Consider the following 16,678-nt stretch of genomic DNA (forward strand, 5'->3'; position numbering starts at 1 on the left):
TTTTGGAGGGGCGCATGTCTGATCTTCCCCGGAAGGCGGTCACCCGGACCGCCAAACTGGCCGCGCTGCCGATCGGCTTCGCGGGCCGCGCCACCTGGGGGCTCGGCAAACGGATCGGCGGCAAGTCCGCTGAGATCGTCGGCCGTGAGCTGCAACAGCGCACGGCGGAGCAGTTGTTCAAGGTGCTCGGCGAGCTGAAGGGCGGCGCCATGAAGTTCGGGCAGGCGCTGTCCGTCTTCGAGTCGGCCCTGCCCGAGGAGGTCGCCGGGCCCTACCGCGCGGCGCTGACGAAGCTCCAGGAAGCCGCGCCACCGATGCCGACGCGCACCGTGCACGGGGTCCTGGAGGAACGGCTCGGTACGGACTGGCGGGAGCAGTTCCTGGAATTCGAGGACAAGCCCGCGGCCGCGGCGTCGATCGGCCAGGTCCACCGGGCCGTGTGGCGGGACGGGCGCGATGTCGCGGTGAAGGTCCAGTACCCGGGCGCGGGTGAGGCGCTGCTCTCGGATCTGAACCAGTTGAGCCGCTTCGCCCGGGTCCTGGGGCCGCTGATTCCCGGCATGGACATCAAGCCGCTCATCACCGAACTGCGCGACCGGGTCTCCGAGGAGCTGGACTACGTCCTGGAGGCGCAGGCCCAGCGGGCCCACGCCGAGGAGTTCGCGGACGACCCGGACGTGGTGGTGCCGGACGTGGTGCACCAGTGCGAGCAGATCCTGGTGACGGAGTGGATCGACGGGGTGCCGCTGTCCGAGGTGATCGCGGAGGGGACCCAGGAGCAGCGGGACCGCGCCGGCCAGCTCCTGACCCGTTTCCTCTTCTCGGGCCCGGCTCGCACGGGCCTGCTGCACGCCGACCCGCATCCGGGCAACTTCCGGCTGCTGCCCGGCGAGAAGGGGGAGTGGCGGCTCGGTGTCCTGGACTTCGGCACGGTGGACCGGCTGCCCGGCGGGTTGCCGTCGACGATCGGTGACTCGTTGCGGATGACCGTCGAGGGCGAGGCGGACGCGGTCTACGACATGTTGCGCGCGGAGGGCTTCGTCAAGGAGACGGTCGATCTGGAACCGGAGGCCGTCCTGGACTATCTGCTGCCGATCATCGAGCCCGCGGTGGCGGAAGAGTTCACGTTCACGCGCGGCTGGATGCGCAGTCAGGCGGCCCGCATCGCCGACCCCCGCTCCCCCGCCCATCAGCTGGGCAAGCGGCTGAACCTGCCGCCGTCGTACCTCCTGATCCACCGGGTGACGCTCAGCACCATCGGTGTTCTGTGTCAGCTGGGTGCGACGGTGCGGATGCGGGACGAGTTGGAGGAGTGGCTGCCGGGTTTTGTGGCGCGGGAGCCGGAGTTCGCGGCGGAGGAAGCCGAGGGCGACGAGCGGGACGGCCTGGAGGAGGCGGGGACGGCGGCCGAGGCGTGACGGTGGGTGACCGGGCGAGGGGGCCGGTTCACCACCAGCTGGAGTCGAGGCGGCCCTCGATCGACCGGATGTTGTCGCGGGCGCAGACGTCGCAGAAGTAGTGCCGGACGCCGTTCTCCACGGAGCAGATCCAGGTCGGCGACCACCCGTCGGCGACCGCACCACAGCGTGAGCACACGGCGCTCAAGGTGCTGCCAGCGCTGACGCGGTCCTCGGCGTCCCGAGTGCGGGCGCTGCCCTCGGTGCCACGAGTGCGGGCACCGTTCTCGGCGTCCCGAGTGCCGACCGTGCTCTCGGTGCTCTCGGAGTTCTCGGCGTCCGCAGGTTCAGGAGGCTGCTGGTCCACGCGGTGACCCTATCCCCGCCGCCGGGGTATCGGTGGGCACAACGCACCGCGGGGGCAGGTCCGTTCGGACCGGCCCCCGCTTGCTGTCTCCTGTTACTGCATGACCGCCATGGCGAGCGCGCGCCGGGCACGCAGGGACGCGCGCTCCGCGCGGCGCTGCATGCGGCGGGCCGCGATCAGGCGGGCGGCCGGACGGTGCTCGTCGGCCTCACGCAGGCGTTCGTGCATATGCGCACGAGCCAGGGCTTCTGGGATGAGTTGCATCTCGCGGGTCCTGTTCTGGCGTGAGCCGGTCACGCCGGTGGTGGTGAAGAAGTCTGGGGTCGCGGAGCCGCTGGGCTCGCTCGCTGGTGCTTTCATCGGGGCCTGCTTCTTGGGGTCGTGCGTCAGGGGGCGATCGATCGTTCCGGCGGTACTCATGCCACGACCGGGTTCTTCCGCGGACGGCCACGCGGCCGCTTGCGGGCTACGACCACACCCTGGACGAACAGCTCGCCGCCCCAGACGCCCCACGGCTCACGCCGCTCCTTGGCGCCGGCCAGGCAGGCCTCCATCAGCGGGCAGGTACGGCAGAGGGACTTCGCGTACTCGACGTCCGCGGGCGACTCGGCGAAGAAGACCTCCGGGTCGTAGGCACGGCAGGGGACGGGTACGCCGAGGTTCTCGATGGCGTCGTCGAGCGCGGTGAGCGTGGTGAGGGGGGTCAAGGTCGGGTCCTCCGTGGGAACGGGCGGCGGGAGAGTGTCTGCATGCGGTACGGACGGGGCGTGCGCTTCGAGTTGCACGGTGGTGTTTTCCTCGTCTGGTCGTGCCGGCCGGGTCGGCCGGTTGGCGGCTGGTACCGGGTCTTGCTCGGCCCCTTCGCTCCGTCTCCCCGTTACGGGGAAAACAGAAGGGCCGCGGATCCCGGGTGGGGTTCCGCGGCCCTGAAGGCGCCGGTCTGATCGAGGATCAGACTGGATCACTCCAGGGTTCGAGCCCACGGAAGGCCCACATCGTGTGGTGCTGCGTCGTCTGCTTCCGGAATTCGGCACCGGCTGCCGCGAAGGCATAGGCCTGCGCCTGTGCCGTCACTGCTGCTGCTTCCGGTGCCTTGGTCGGTCGCTCATTGCCCTCACGGATCTGGAGACCCGAGACAGGCAGGGAGGCGGACGCCGGGCGCACGGCGGCACTGCCGACGGTCAGGGCGGCGTTGCCGAAGGACAGACCGGTGCCCTGGTCGGAGAGGCCGAGCAGGCAGGAAGCGACGACCGAGCGATCGGTCATTTTCACGGTGCTGATGAAGCTCTCGTTGATGCTGATCACTGGATTCGCCTCCTCTCGGCGTCTAGGGGGATCGGCCGGAACCGACCCTGCGGACTGACAAGTACAGCATGGGACCAGGGCTTCGGAGAAGCCGCCGTTCCCGTGCTTAAGAACCTATGGGGATTGCTGGCGCATGCGCAAACTATTTTTTCGACGAGTTTGAATCATTTCGCTTGGCCGCCCGTCGCAAGCTCCTGACCTGCGCACATGGCGAGGACGTCGGCTCCGAACCGGTTCAGCTTGCGCGCGCCGACGCCGGGGATCCGGGCCAGCTCGCCCTCGTCCTCGGGGACCGCCTCCGCGATGGCGATCAGGGTTTTGTCCGTGAAGACGCAGAACGGGGGCTGGCCGAGGGTCCGGGCCTGGTCGGAACGCCACTCGATGAGCCGTTCGTAGAGCCCTTCGTCCATGTCCGACGGGCAGTCCTCGCACCGCATGAGCTTCATCTCGCCCGCGTCGGTGAGGGTGCGGCCGCAGACCCGGCACCGGGCCGGGGAGCGGGCACCGCGGCGGTGGCCGCGGGCGGCACTCCGGTCGCCGACGCTGCCGGTGCCCCGCTCGATGCCTCCGGCGCCGCCCTCCGTGCGCGCCCCGGCAGCCGTGCCCGAGCCCGGGCGCAGGCCGTCGAGGAAGCGGCTGGCGCGGCGGCCCGCCCTGCCCCCCGGGGATCGGGACAGGGCCCAGGACAGGAAGAGGTGGGCGCGGGCGCGGGTCACACCGACGTAGAGGAGTCTGCGCTCCTCCTCGACCTGTTCGTCGGTCCTGGCGTACGTGATCGGCATCATGCCCTCGGCCAGGCCGACCAGGAAGACGGCGTCCCACTCCAGGCCCTTGGCGGCGTGCAGGGAGGCGAGGGTGACGCCCTGGACGGTGGGCGCGTGCTGGGCGGCGGCGCGCTCGTCCAGCTCGGCCACGAGGTCGGCGAGCGTGGCCTCGGGCCTGGCACCGGCGAAGTCCTCGGCGAGGCGCACCAGGGCGGCCAGGGACTCCCAGCGGTCCCGGACCGCGCCGGAGCCCGCGGGCGGCGTGGTCGTCCAGCCCTTGGTGGAGAGGACGGCCCGGACCTGCGAGGGCAGGTCGACCACGTCGTCCAGGAGGGCGTCGTTGCCGCCGAAGCGGGCGGCACCGCGCAGGGCGGCACCCGCCTCGCGGACCTCCGTGCGCTCGAAGAAGCGCTCGGCGCCGCGCAGCTGGTAGGGGATGCCCGCGTCGGCGAGTGCCTGTTCGTAGATCTCCGACTGCGAGTTGGTGCGGAACAGGACCGCCATGTCGCTCGCGGGGACGCCGTCGGACAGGAGGGCGCGGATGCGGCGGGCGGCGCCTTCGGCTTCGGCGGGCTCGTCCGCGTACTCCGTGTACACCGGGTCGGGGCCGGGGTCGCGCTGGGAGACCAGGGCGAGGCGGTGGTCGGCGGCGCGGCCGCGCGCCTGGGCGAGCAGGCCGTTGGCGAGGTGGACGACCTGGGGCGTGGAGCGGTAGTCACGGACGAGCTTCACGACCGTGGCCCCGGGGTGGTGGGTGCGGAAGTTCAGCAGGTGGTCGGGGGTGGCGCCGGTGAAGGAGTAGATGGTCTGGCTGGCGTCCCCCACGACGCACAGGCTGTCGCGGTCGCCGAGCCACAGCTCGAGCAGGCGCTGCTGGAGCGGGCTCACGTCCTGGTACTCGTCGACCACGAAGTGCTGGTACTGCGAGCGGACCTGTTCGGCGATGTCGTGGCGGTCCTGGAGGATGCCGACGGCCAGGAGCAGGACGTCCTCGAAGTCGATGACGGTGCGGTCGCGCTTGAGGTCCTCGTACGCCGCGTACAGCTGGGAGATCTCGGCGGCGGCGCGGGGGGTGTCGCGGCCGGCCTCGGCCGCCGCCGCGGCGTAGTCGGCGGGGACGGTCTGGGTGACCTTGGACCACTCGATCTCGCCGGTGACGTCCCGCAGCTCGTTGCGGTCCAGGCGGACGCGGCAGGCCGCGGCGGCCTCCGCGACCAGCTGGATCTTGCGCTCCACCAGGCGCGGCAGCTGCCCGCCGACGGCCTTGGGCCAGAAGTACTGGAGCTGGCGCAGGGCCGCGGAGTGGAACGTGCGCGCCTGGACGCCGGTGGCGCCGAGCTGGCGCAGGCGGCCGCGCATCTCCCCGGCCGCGCGATGGGTGAAGGTGACGGCGAGCACGCTGGTGGGCTGGAGGATTCCCGCGCGCACGCCGTAGGCGATGCGGTGGGTGATGGCGCGGGTCTTGCCCGTGCCCGCGCCCGCGAGCACGCACACCGGTCCGTGCAGGGCGGTGGCGACCTCGCGCTGCTCCGGGTCGAGCCCTTCGAGCACCGCGTCGGCGGTGTCCGGGACCCGCGGGAAGAGGGTGGAGTGCGTTGCTGCTGTCACCCCGCCATGCTGCCAGGTCCTGCGGGACGGATGAGCCGCGTTGTCCACAGGCGGACGCCCGCGGTCGTACTAATGCGGGAATGGTGACCGGGTCCCGTACGTTCTGAGTCAGTGCGACGACGCACCCCCCGAGCCGTAGAGGAGCACGAGAGACATGCCGGGCACTGTGACGATGTACAGCACCACGTGGTGCGGCTACTGCCGTCGGCTGAAGAGCCAGATGGACCGCGAGGGCATCGCGTACGACGAGATCAACATCGAGCACGACCCGGAATCCGCGGCTTTCGTCGAGAAGGCGAACGGCGGCAACCAGACGGTTCCCACGGTCCGCGTGGTGCCCGCCACGGGCGGCGACGAGGTCGTCATGACGAACCCCAGCCTCGCCCAGGTCAAGCAGGCCCTCGCGGTCTGACGTCCCGGGCCGCGGCCCGGGGCGGGCCGCGGCGGGAGCGGGTCAGCCGACCGTGCCGGGCTTCGGCAGGGGCTGCCCGTACCACAGCTCGATGAGGCGGGCCGCGATCGAGATGCCGTAGGGAGGCAGGATCTCCCCGGACTCGAACGCGGCCCGCAGGTCGTCCCGGGAGAACCAGCGGGCCTCGTGGATCTCCTCGCCGTCGACGTTGATCTCCGACGAGGTGGCGCGGGCCATGAAGCCCAGCATCAGGCTGGACGGGAACGGCCAGGGCTGGCTCGCGACGTACTCCACGTCGCCGACCGTGACGCCCGCCTCCTCCCAGACCTCGCGGCGCACGGACTGCTCGATCGACTCGCCGGGCTCGACGAAGCCCGCGAGGGTGGAGAAGCGGCCCTCGGGCCAGTGGACCTGACGGCCGAGGAGCGCGCGGTCCTCGTCGTCCGTCACCAGCATGATCACGGCCGGGTCGGTGCGCGGGTAGTGCTCGCCGCCGCAGGCCTGGCAGCGGCGGATGTGGCCGGCCGCCGCGATGACGGTGCGCTCGCCGCAGCGCGAGCAGAAGCGGTGCATGCGCTGCCAGTTCTCCAGGGCCACGGCGTGCACCATCAGACCCGCGTCGCGCGGGGACAGGAGCAGGCCCGCCTCCCGCAGCCCCGCGGCCCGCGCGGAGGCGTCCATGCGGCCGGGCAGCGAGTCCTTCTGAAGCGCGAAATAGCTCACGCCGTCGTCGTCGGTCCCGAGGAAGTAGCGGTGGGCTTCGGTGAGGGGGGCCTCGAACGTCGGCGTCATCACGAGCTCGGTGTGCCCGTCGGGCGTCTCGTCGATGAGCACCTGGCCGCCGGATACCACGAACACCCGTGTCGAGGGGTGGCTCCACGCGGCCGCGAGCCAGGCCTCGTCGAGGCGGTGGTGGGCCGCGCGGTCGATGCCGCTCGGCGCGGTGAGCGAGACGGGACGGTCAGTGGCGCGATCGGTCCAGGTGGTCACTGGTACTTCCAACTCCCCCGGTGGAATGGGTGGTTCAGCGAGCGGGTCCTGTGCTGCGGCGGACGGGTCTGTGCGGTGTGCGTGGGGCGGGCGGCGAGGCGCCCCGGGCGGGTGGCGGCGGGCGTCGGACGGGCGCCGGGGTGCCTCGGGCGGGCGGCGGCCGGTGCCGGACTCAGTGCGCGCCGTCCCAGTGCGCCGCGAGGTCGCCCCACAGGTAGGCGCTGGTTTCGACGCCCTTGAGGAGCAGGTCGAGCTCGACCTTCTCGTTCGGTGCGTGCCAGCCGTCCGACGGGACGGAGATGCCGAGGAAGAGCACCGGCGCCCCGAGGACGTCCTGGAGGTCGGCCGCCGGTCCCGAGCCGCCCTCGCGGGTGAAGCGGATGTCCTGCTCGAAGGCGCGGCCCATGGCGCGCGCCACGGATTGCAGGGCCGGGTGGTCGAGGGGCGTCAGACAGGGCCGTGTGGCCCCGCTGAAGGTGATCGTGTGCCGGATCCCGGCGGGCAGCTGCTCGGCGACCCACGCGCGGACCGCCTTCTCGACGCGGTCCGGGTCCTGCCCCGCGACCAGCCGGAACGACAGCTTCAGGAGCGCGCTCGACGGGATGATCGTCTTGCCGCCCGCGCCCTGATAGCCACCGCCGATGCCGTTGACCTCGGCGGTGGGGCGGGCCCAGATGCGCTCCAGGGTGGTGTGCCCGGCTTCCCCGTGGGGGGCGTGCGACTTGGCCGTACGCAGCCACTCGGCCTCGTCGAAGGGCAGCTCGGCGAAGAGTTGCCGCTCCCGCTCGGTGAGCTCCACGATGCCGTCGTAGAAGCCCGGCACCGCCACGCGCGCGTGCTCGTCGTGCAGGGCCGCGACGAGGCGGGCCGCCGCGGTCGCCGGGTTCGGCACGGCGCCGCCGAAGGAGCCCGAGTGGATGTCCTGGTCCGGGCCGAACAGTTCGATCTCGCACTCGGCGAGACCGCGCATGCCCGTGCACACCGTGGGGGTGTCCCTCGACCACATGCCGGTGTCGGAGACGATCACCGCGTCGGCGGCGACGCGGTCCCTGTGCTGCTCCACGAGGGCGCGGAAGTGCGGGGAGCCGGACTCCTCCTCGCCCTCGACGAGCAGCTTCAGGTTCACGGCGGGCGCGGTGCGGCCGGTGGCGGCGAGGTGGGCGCGTACTCCGAGGGTGTGGAAGAAGACCTGGCCCTTGTCGTCGGCGGCCCCGCGGGCGTAGAGGCGGTTCCCGCGGACGACGGGCTCGAAGGGGTCGGTGTCCCAGCCGTCGTCCAGGGCGGCCGGCTGCACGTCGTGGTGGCCGTAGACCAGCACGGTGGGCGCGTCCGGGTCCCCGGACGGCCACTCGGCGAAGACCGCGGGGGCACCCGGGGTCTCCCACACCTCCGCTGTCGGGAAGCCGGTGTCCAGGAGGCGCCCGGCGAGCCAGTCGGCGCTGCGGCGCACATCGGCGGCGTGGTCGGGCTGCGCCGACACGGAGGGGATGCGCAGCCACTCGGCGAGGTCGTCGAGGAACGCGGCGCGGTGGTCGTCGATGAACGCGCGCACGGCGGCGACGGCACCGGCGTCGTGCACGTCACTGGCGGCACGAACGGCACGGTCGGCGTTGTCGGCGTTGACGGCACTGTCAGCGCTGGGGACGGGCTTGCTCATGGTCACGAGCCTATCGGCCCGTGGGAGCGGTCCGGCCAGGTCGCCCGGCCGTCCTGCTGCCCGCCGGGCGCCGTGGGGCCCGCGCTACCGGGCCCGGTGCCGTCGGGGGCCTCGTGCGGGTGGTGCTCGTCACGTTCGCCGAGCAGGATCCGCTCGAGTTCCGCGCGACCCGGCAGGTTCGTGGGGCGTACGGTCTCGCCGCTGCGTACGTAGAGGAACGTCGCCCGTACCGACTCCGGTGGGATGCCGTGCTGCTCGGCCCAGGCCAGGCGGTAGACGGCGAGCTGGAGGGGGTCGGCGTTCTGGGTGCGGCCCGTCTTCCAGTCGACGATCTCGTACGTGGTGTCGTCGCCGTCGCCGTCCTTGTAGACGGCGTCCATCCGGCCGCGGATGACGCGGCCCGCGACGGCGAGCTGGAAGGGCAGCTCGACGCGGTGGGGCGTGCGGCGGGCGTACTCGGTGCGTTCGAAGGCCTCCTTGAGTGCTTCCAGGTCGCGCTCGTCGGCGATCTCCGCCTCCCCCGGGCCGCCGCCGGGCAGCTCGTCCGGGTCGAGCATGGGCAGCCGCAGCTCCTCGAAACGGGACTCGATCCAGGCGTGGAAGCGGGTGCCCCGGCGGGCCGCGGGTTGGGGCGGGCGCGGCATCGGGCGCGCGAGGTCCTGGGCGAGGCCGTCCGGGTCACGGGCCAGGTGCAGGAGCTGCGAGGCGGTGAGCGTGGCGGGCAGCGGAACGTCGTGCACGCCCTCGCGGGCCCGCAGGAGCTCGCCAGTGAGCGCGTCCAGGTCGCGGTCCCAGGAGGACAGGGTGCGGGTCTCCTCCGGAGTGAGATGCGGGACCTGGTGCGGGACGCGCGCGGGCGGGGCGGTTTCCCCCGGCGCGTGCGCGTGCGAGGCGGTTTCCCCCGGGGCGCGCGCGTGCGGGGCGGTTTCCCGTGCGGGCTCTTCGGAGAAGGGCGATTCTGGTGCGGGGTGGGGCGGTGCGGGGCGGGTCGGCGCGGGGCGCTGCCGCGACCAGGAGTCCCACTCCAGGGGATCGGTGGGGTCCGAGTCCTCCGGCGGCGCGAGGGCCTCCGGGTCCGTCCCGTGCTCCGCGGGCTCGGCCGGGTTCTCGTACGGCGGGGCGCACGCGGCCGGGTGGGCCTCCTCGTGGGAGCGGGCGCCGTCGGCCGCGGGGCGGTTCAGATGGGCGAGCACGGTGTCCGCGGCGGCCCGGCGGCGGGCCAGTGAGTCCGCGTCGAGCGGCAGCGGCCAGGCGTGGTCCGCCGCCTTCTCGTGCAGCGCGGGGTTCTCCTCGTCCTCCTCCGGCTCGTCCGCCCAGGCCTCGATCTCGCCGTGCCCGGCCGCGCAGTGGTCGTACAGCGCCCGGAGGAAGTCGGACGGGCCACGAGGCTTCTTCTGGCTGGGACCCCACCAGTGCCCGGAGCCGAGCAGGAGGCTGCGGGGGCGGGTGAACGTCACGTACCCGAGACGGAGCTCCTCGGTGTGCTGGTGGTCCTTCATGTCGGCGTGGAAGGCCTTCATGGCCTTGGCGTCCCAGGCGCCGATGTCGGGGAGGGTGTCGGCGTCGCCGCGCAGGGCGTGCGGGACGACCTTGGCCCGGGCCGTCCACTTCTCGCGGCCCTGCGTGCTCGGGAATGTGCCGGTGACCAGGCCCGGCACGGCGACGACGTCCCACTCCAGGCCCTTGGACCTGTGGGCGGTGAGGACCTTGACGGTGTTCTCGCCGCCCGGCAGGGCGTTGTCGAGTCCCTTCTCGTACTGCGCGGCGGTGCGCAGGAAGCCGAGGAAGGCGAGCAGCGAGGCCGAGGGTTCGTTGGCGGCGAAGGACGCGGCGACGTCCAGGAAGTTGGACAGGGTCTCGCGGCGGCGTGCGGCCAGGGCGTGCGGGGACGCGGAGAGCTCGACTTCGAGGCCGGTGACGGCGAGGACGCGGTGCAGGACGTCCATCAGCGGGTCGGCCAGGGAGCGGCGCAGGTCGCGCAGTTCCGCGGCGAGGCGCGCGAACCGCACCCGGGCCTCCGCCGAGAACGGCAGCCCGTCGTCCTCGAAGGACTCCACCGGCGTCTCCAGGAACGTGTCGAGGGCGTCCGCGAGCGAGGTCACCTCGGCCGGGTCGACGCCCTCCACGGCCTCGGCGAGCCGCCGGTCGGCTTCCTCCGGGGTCTCGGGGGCGCCGGACCCGCTGCGGCTGTGGCGTACGAGAAGGCGGGCGCGGCGGCCCAGGAGGGCGAGGTCGCGGGCGCCGATGCGCCAGCGCGGGCCGGTGAGGAGGCGCACCAGGGAGGCGTTGGCCCCGGGGTCCTGGAGCACCTCGCAGACGGCGACGAGGTCGGCGACCTCGGGGAGGTGCAGGAGTCCGGAGAGGCCGACGACCTCGACCGGGACGTCCCGTGCCACGAGGGCGGCCTGGATCTCGGCGAAGTCGCCCGCGGTGCGGCACAGGACCGCGATCTCCCCGGGGGCCGTGCCGGTGGCGACGAGGTGGGCGAGGGAGTCGGCGATCCACGCGATCTCCTCGCCGTGGGTGCCGAGCAGGGCGCAGCGCACCGTCCCGTCGCGCTCGGCTCCGGGGGCGGGGCGCAGCGCCTCCACGCCCGCGTGCAGCGCGCGCAGCGGCTCCGCGAGGCCGTTGGCGAGGTCCAGGAGGCGGCCGCCGCTGCGGCGGTTCTCGCTCAGGGCGTACCGCGTGGCGGGGCGGCCGTCGGCGTGGGCGAAGTGCTCGGGGAAGTCGTCGAGGTTGGCCACGGAGGCGCCGCGCCAGCCGTAGATCGCCTGGCAGGGGTCGCCGACGGCGGTCACGGGGTGCCCGGTGCCGCCGCCGAAGAGACCGGCGAGGAGGACGCGCTGGGCCACCGACGTGTCCTGGTACTCGTCGAGCAGGACGACGCGGAACTCCTCGCGCAGGATCCGGCCGACGTCCGCGCGGGTGCGGGCGAGGGTCGCGGAGTGGGCGATCTGGTCGCCGAAGTCGAGGAGGTCGCGGGCGCGCTTGGCCGTGCGGTACCGGTCGACGAGTTCGGCGAGCTGGAGCCGGGCGGCGGCCGTCTCGGGGACCCTGCGCAGGTCGGCGTTGGTGAGCTGGGCGTCGGCCAGGGTGCGCAGCAGGCCGGTGTCGTACGCCCGGAGCCTGTCGGGGGCCACCAGGTGCTCGGCGAGCTCGCCGTCCAGGGCGAGGAGGTCGCTGACGAGGTCGGGGAAGGAGCGGGTCAGGGCGGGATACGGGCCCGGGGCCTCGCGCAGCACGCGGGCGGCGAGCTGGAAGCGGGTGGCGTCGGCGAGGAGCCGGGAGGTGGGCTCCAGGCCGATGCGCAGGCCGTGCTCGGTGAGGAGGCGGCCCGCGAAGGCGTGGTACGTGGAGATGACCGGCTCGCCGGGGGTGTCGGCGGGGTCCGCCGCGTCGGGGTCGGTGACGCCCGCCCTGATCAGCGCCCGGCGGACGCGGTCGGCGAGCTCGCCCGCCGCCTTGTTCGTGAACGTCAGGCCGAGGACCTGCTCCGGGGCGACCTGCCCGGTGCCGACCAGCCACACCACGCGCGCGGCCATCACCGTCGTCTTCCCCGAGCCCGCTCCGGCCACGATCACCTGCGGGGCGGGCGGCGCCGTGATGCAGGCCGTCTGCTCCGGGGTGAACGGGATGCCGAGGAGCTCTTTGAGCTGCTCGGGGTCGGTGAGGCGAGGAGACACGTCAGAGAGGCTAGCGGCGGCCACTGACAACCGGGGCGTGCCCCGTCACCGGCCCGGGAGGCCGGGGGCGGGGCACGCGGGGTGGTCGTGCGGGCGTCAGGAACCGCCGCCCAGCTTGGCCGGGTCGACGACCTGGTCGGCGGGCGGAGCCTTGACGTCGACCGGCTTGCCGTAGTCGCTGAAGGTCACCGAGCCGGCTCCGTCGCCGCCCTCGTTGTCGACCTTCAGGAAGTACGGCTTGCCCTCCAAGGCGACGTAGAAGGTGCTGGTCTCCTTGCCCTTCTTCCGGGTGAGCACGGCGGTCTTCCTGCCGTCGACCTCGGCGTCGTCCTTGCGCTCCAGGTTGTTGAGGTTGTCGTTCCTGAACATGCCCTTCTGGCCGCAGGGGCTGCCGCCGGGCGACTTGACCCAGCGTCCCTTGGCGATCTCACCAGCGGTGGAGGAGCCGGTCTGCGCCTTCCAGAAGTCCTCGCCCGCCTTGATGTAGGTGTCCTTGCCGGAAGCGACGATCTCGGCCTTGCCCTTGCGGGTGGACGTCATCGAGCCCTTGCAGCCCCCGGCGTCGGAGACCGACAGGTCGATGCGGTTCTTGCCGCCCTCTTCCTTGAACTCGCCCAGCATCCGGTACGAGCCCGCGCCCTTGGAGGCCGCGGAAGCCTTGTCGGCGATCTTGTCGGCGCTCATGCCGTCGAAGGGGTCCTTGTCGCCGTCGTCGCCGCCGCAGCCGGCGATGCCGACGACGGCGGTGCAGGCCACGGCCACTGCCAGGAGCTTCCGGTTGGCTGCCATATACGCGCTTCTCCTCAAAACGGTGCAAGGACGGGTGCTGCGAGCAGCACCTGGGCTGAAACTCTAGAGGGCCCGTGCGGTGATCGGGGCCGACGGGTCAATCGACGACCTGGCGGCCCTCCGGGCGGGCGCTGCACGAGGCGCGGAAGGCGCAGTGCGTGCAGTGCTGGCCCGTCGCGGGCGTGAAGCGCTCGTCGAGCACCTTGCCCGCGGCCGTGGCGAGCAGCCCCCCGATCCAGTCGTCACGGCCGCCCTCCGCGGCGCCTTCCCCGCCCTCGTCCGGCTCGCCGGCGCCGCCGTCCAGCGGCCCCTGGGCCTGCACCTTGGGCAGGGCGTCACCGCCGTCCTTCTTGGCCGCGCCCTGGCGCAGGTGCACCAGTTCCGCGCCGCCCACCTCGGGACGTACGCCTTCGAAGACGTCGTCGGCCGCGCCCTCGCGGACCGCCAGCTGGTAGACGGCCAGCTGCGGGTGGCGGGCGACGTCGGCGGCGCTCGGGGCCTGCTTGCCGGTCTTGAAGTCCACTACGTAGGCACGGCCTTCGCCGTCGCGCTCGACGCGGTCCATGGAACCGCGTACGCGTACTTCGTAGGCGCCCGCCTCCAGGGTCACGTCGAAGTCGTGCTCACTGGCGACGGGCGTGCGGCCGGCGTGGGCGCCGCTGACGTGCCACTGGAGGAAGCGTTCGAGTGCCTCGCGCGCGTGGCCCTTCTCCTGCTCCGACTTCCAGGGGGCGTCGAAGGCCAGGGCGTCCCATACCGATTCGAGGCGCTCCATGAGCACGTCGAGGTCGGCGGGTGTCCTTCCGGAGGCGACCTCGTCGGCCAGGACGTGCACGACGTTGCCGAAGCCCTGGGCCGCGGTCGCCGGGGCGTCGGCCTTCACCTCGCGGCCCAGGAACCACTGCAAGGCGCAGGTGTTGGCGAGCTGGTCCAGTGCGCTGCCGGAGAGCACGACCGGCTTGTCGCGGTCCCTGAGGGGCACCGTGCTCGCCGTCGGGTCGAACATGCCCCACCAGCGGTAGGGGTGCGCGGACGGCACGAGAGGGCGCCCGTCGGCGTCGCTCAGGGCCGCGAGGCGGGCCAGGCGCTGGGCCGCCGCCTCGCGCAGGGCGTCCGAGGCGTGCGGGTCCACGGTGGTGGCGCGCAGTTCCGCGACGAGCGCCGCCACGGACAGGGGGCGGCGCGGGCGCCCCGCCACGTCCTTGGGCTCGACGCCGAGCTCGGTGAGGAACCGGGAGGGCTGGTCGCCGTCGTCGGCGGCCGCCTTGACGGCGGTGACGACGAGGCGTTCCCGCGCGCGGGTGGTGGCTACGTAGAACAGCCTGCGCTCTTCGGAGAGGAGTGCTCGCGGGGTCAGGGGTTCCGCGATGCCGTCGCGTCCGATGCGGTCGGCCTCCAGGAGGGAACCGCGGCGGCGCAGGTCCGGCCAGAGTCCCTCCTGGACCCCTGCCACCACGACCAGGTGCCATTCGAGCCCCTTGGAGCGGTGCGCCGTCATCAGGCGTACGGCGTCGGGGCGCACCGTGCGGCGCGTGAGCGTGTCCGCGGCGATGTCCTGGGCCTCGATCTCGTCGAGGAAGTTCAGGGTTCCCCGGCCGCCGGTGCGCTCCTCCGCGCGGGCCGCCGCGGCGAACAGGGCGCAGACCGCGTCGAGGTCACGGTCGGCGTTGCGGCCCGCGGCGCCGCCGCGTCGGGCCGCGCGCTCCAGGCGGCGCGGCCAGGGCGTGCCATTCCACAGGTCCCACAGCGCCTGCTCCGCCGTGCCGCCGTCCGCGAGCCGCTTCCTCGCAAGTCCCATGAGCGCGCCGAGGCGCTGGGCGCCCTTCGCGTACGCGGGGTCGTGCGCGGCGAGGCGCTCCGGCTCGGCCAGGGCCCTGGCGAGGAGTTCGTCGGAGGGCGGGGGGAGGTGGTTGCCCGCGGCCCGCTCCTCCTCGCGCAGGGCCCGCCCGAGCCGCCGGAGGTCGGCGGTGTCCATGGCCGCCAGCGGGGAGGTGAGCAGCGCGAGGGCGGTCTCGGTGTCGAGCCAGGCGGGGGTCACGGACGCACGGGACGCCCCCGGTTCGCCGGGCTCCGCGACAACGGCGTCCGGGGCTTCCGGCGCGCCCGGTGCTTCCGGCGTCTTCAGAGCTTCCGGCTCGTCCGGCTCATCCGTCTCACCCGACTCATCCGTATCACCTGAGTTACCCGGGACATCCGAGTTGTCCGGATAGTCCGGCATAACCGACGCATGTGGCACATCCGACGAAACCCCCTCACCGGACTCCGCCCGTGCCACCGTCCGCAGGGCCGTCAGGAGGGCCGTCACGGCGGGCTCGTGGCGCAGGGCCAGGTCGTCGCCGTCTATGTCCAGGGGCACGCCCGCCGCGGTGAGGCTCCGGCGGAAGGAGGGGATGGTGCGGGTGCCCGCGCGGACGAGTACGGCCATGTCGCTCCAGGGGACGCCGTCCTCCAGGTGGGCGCGGCGCAGGATGTCCGCGATGTCGTCGAGCTCCGCCCCGGCCGTGGGGTACGTCCGCACGTCGACGCGGCCGCCGCCCCTGACGGCCGCCGGCTCGCGGTGGGCCCGTACCTGCCGCGCGGGCAGCCTGCCGAGCGGCATGCGCGCGGTGACCAGGCGGGTCGCCGCCAGCAGCTGCTCCCCCGACCTCCGGGACGTCGTCAGAACCTCCACCGGCGCCGGGGTGCCGTCCGCGCGCGGGAAGTCCTCGGGGAACCGGAGGATGCCGTTCACATCGGCGCCGCGGAAGGTGTAGATCGACTGGTCGGGGTCGCCGAAGGCGACCAGGTCCCGGCCACCGCCCCCGAGGGCGTGCAGCAACCGCACCTGCGCCGGGTCCGTGTCCTGGTACTCGTCCACGTACACCGCATCGTACTGCGCGGCGAGCGCCCTCGCGACCTCCGGCCTGCGGGCGAGCAGCACCGCCCGGTGCACCAGCTCGGCGTAGTCGAGCACCCCCTGCATGTCGAGCACGTCCAGGTACTCGGCGAGGAACGCCGCCGCCGCCCGCCAGTCCGGCCTGCCGCCGCGCCGGGCGAAGGCGTCCAGGGCTGCCGGGCCAAGGCCTAGCTCCCGGCTGCGCGCGAGCACGGCACGCACCTCGTCGGCGAAGCCGCGCGTGGTCAGGCAGGCGCGCAGCTCGTCCGGCCACCGCACCCGCGCGAGGCCCTCCCTGGCGAGGTCGGACTGGCCGGTGAGGAGTTCTCGTACCGCGACGTCCTGCTCGGGTCCCGAGAGCAGGCGCAGGGGCTCCACGAAGAGGTCGGCGTCCTGGTGGGCACGTACGAGGGCGTAGCAGAACGAGTGGAACGTGGTGGCCTGCGGGGCGTCGGCGGCACCTATGCGGTGCGCCATGCGGTCGCGCAGCTCGACCGCCGCCCTGCGGCTGAAGGTGAGCACGAGGACGCGCTCGGGATCGGTCCCCTTGGCCACGCGCGCGGCCACCGACTCCACCAGGGTGGTGGTCTTGCCGGTGCCCGGACCAGCGAGAACGAGCAGCGGACCGCCCGCGTGGTCAACCACGGCACGCTGTCGTGCGTCCAGGTGAGGGGGGTCCGCGGCAACCGGCGGCGTGCGCACCAGGCGGTAGGCACCCGTGGTCCCCTGTCGTACCCGGGGGTGCGACAGGTGCCGGGTGGGCCGAGGGTGCTCGGCGTGCCGGGCGGATGAAAGGGAGCTCACGTGGATCGCCGGTCCTGGTGGGTGTAC

The 16,678-nt window shown here is 73.2% G+C and carries 12 protein-coding genes; 2 read left to right on the forward strand and 10 right to left on the reverse strand.

Annotated elements, in window-relative coordinates:
- Window positions 1-14 precede the first annotated feature (14 nt).
- Window positions 15-1,418, forward strand: a complete 1,404-nt coding sequence (locus ACH4DX_RS11385) for an ABC1 kinase family protein (RefSeq protein WP_398154913.1) — start codon at window positions 15-17, stop codon at window positions 1,416-1,418.
- Between the two features lie 28 nt (window positions 1,419-1,446).
- Here ACH4DX_RS11385 and ACH4DX_RS11390 read toward each other — a convergent pair whose 3' ends face one another.
- The 5 genes from ACH4DX_RS11390 to ACH4DX_RS11410 form a co-directional block, all read right to left on the reverse strand.
- On the reverse strand, window positions 1,447-1,764 hold the full coding sequence (locus tag ACH4DX_RS11390) for a hypothetical protein (protein ID WP_398155280.1): 318 nt from the start codon (window positions 1,762-1,764) through the stop codon (window positions 1,447-1,449).
- 93 nt (window positions 1,765-1,857) lie between these two features.
- Window positions 1,858-2,184: a hypothetical protein gene (locus ACH4DX_RS11395; protein WP_058849684.1), complete on the reverse strand. Its 327-nt coding sequence runs from the start codon at window positions 2,182-2,184 to the stop codon at window positions 1,858-1,860.
- Entirely contained in the window at window positions 2,181-2,549 is a 369-nt protein-coding gene (locus tag ACH4DX_RS11400) for a WhiB family transcriptional regulator (protein ID WP_398120382.1), read from the reverse strand. The genes ACH4DX_RS11395 and ACH4DX_RS11400 overlap by 4 nt, the downstream gene beginning before the upstream one ends.
- Before the next feature lie 166 nt (window positions 2,550-2,715).
- Window positions 2,716-3,069 (reverse strand): hypothetical protein, encoded by a 354-nt coding sequence (locus tag ACH4DX_RS11405; protein ID WP_398154914.1) that lies wholly within the window; start codon window positions 3,067-3,069, stop codon window positions 2,716-2,718.
- Between the two features lie 164 nt (window positions 3,070-3,233).
- On the reverse strand, window positions 3,234-5,441 hold the full coding sequence (locus ACH4DX_RS11410; protein ID WP_398154915.1) for an ATP-dependent DNA helicase UvrD2: 2,208 nt from the start codon (window positions 5,439-5,441) through the stop codon (window positions 3,234-3,236).
- Window positions 5,442-5,595: 154 nt separating this feature from the next.
- Here ACH4DX_RS11410 and ACH4DX_RS11415 point away from each other — a divergent pair, with 154 nt between their 5' ends.
- Window positions 5,596-5,853, forward strand: coding sequence for a mycoredoxin (locus tag ACH4DX_RS11415; RefSeq protein WP_030560617.1), 258 nt, complete (start codon window positions 5,596-5,598; stop codon window positions 5,851-5,853).
- Window positions 5,854-5,895: 42 nt separating this feature from the next.
- Here ACH4DX_RS11415 and nudC read toward each other — a convergent pair whose 3' ends face one another.
- The 5 genes from nudC to ACH4DX_RS11440 form a co-directional block, all read right to left on the reverse strand.
- The gene (nudC, locus tag ACH4DX_RS11420; RefSeq protein ID WP_398120376.1) at window positions 5,896-6,843 is read right to left on the reverse strand and encodes an NAD(+) diphosphatase; all 948 of its coding nucleotides are present in this window, start codon (window positions 6,841-6,843) and stop codon (window positions 5,896-5,898) included.
- 172 nt (window positions 6,844-7,015) lie between these two features.
- Window positions 7,016-8,500 carry a dipeptidase gene (locus ACH4DX_RS11425; RefSeq protein ID WP_398154916.1) on the reverse strand — a complete coding sequence of 495 codons (1,485 nt, stop codon included), beginning with the start codon at window positions 8,498-8,500 and terminating at the stop codon, window positions 7,016-7,018.
- Window positions 8,501-8,502: 2 nt separating this feature from the next.
- Entirely contained in the window at window positions 8,503-12,183 is a 3,681-nt protein-coding gene (locus ACH4DX_RS11430) for an ATP-dependent helicase (RefSeq protein ID WP_398154917.1), read from the reverse strand.
- 96 nt (window positions 12,184-12,279) lie between these two features.
- A complete protein-coding gene (locus ACH4DX_RS11435; protein ID WP_398154918.1) occupies window positions 12,280-12,972 on the reverse strand; it encodes a hypothetical protein in 693 nt (230 codons plus the stop codon).
- A 97-nt stretch (window positions 12,973-13,069) separates the two neighbouring features.
- Window positions 13,070-16,597, reverse strand: a complete 3,528-nt coding sequence (locus ACH4DX_RS11440; RefSeq protein ID WP_398155252.1) for a UvrD-helicase domain-containing protein — start codon at window positions 16,595-16,597, stop codon at window positions 13,070-13,072.
- Window positions 16,598-16,678: the final 81 nt, after the last annotated feature.

The sequence above is a fragment of the Streptomyces sp. NPDC017940 genome (genome assembly GCF_044328435.1).
Lineage (GTDB): Bacteria > Actinomycetota > Actinomycetes > Streptomycetales > Streptomycetaceae > Streptomyces.

Bases quoted from the DNA above. Each gene is read 5' to 3' on its own strand.
- ACH4DX_RS11385 (WP_398154913.1), top strand. From the start codon at position 15: ATGTCTGATCTTCCCCGGAAGGCGGTCACCCGGACCGCCAAACTGGCC.
- ACH4DX_RS11395 (WP_058849684.1), bottom strand. From the start codon at position 2,184: ATGAGTACCGCCGGAACGATCGATCGCCCCCTGACGCACGACCCCAAG.
- ACH4DX_RS11415 (WP_030560617.1), top strand. From the start codon at position 5,596: ATGCCGGGCACTGTGACGATGTACAGCACCACGTGGTGCGGCTACTGC.
- ACH4DX_RS11425 (WP_398154916.1), bottom strand. From the start codon at position 8,500: ATGAGCAAGCCCGTCCCCAGCGCTGACAGTGCCGTCAACGCCGACAAC.
- ACH4DX_RS11435 (WP_398154918.1), bottom strand. From the start codon at position 12,972: ATGGCAGCCAACCGGAAGCTCCTGGCAGTGGCCGTGGCCTGCACCGCC.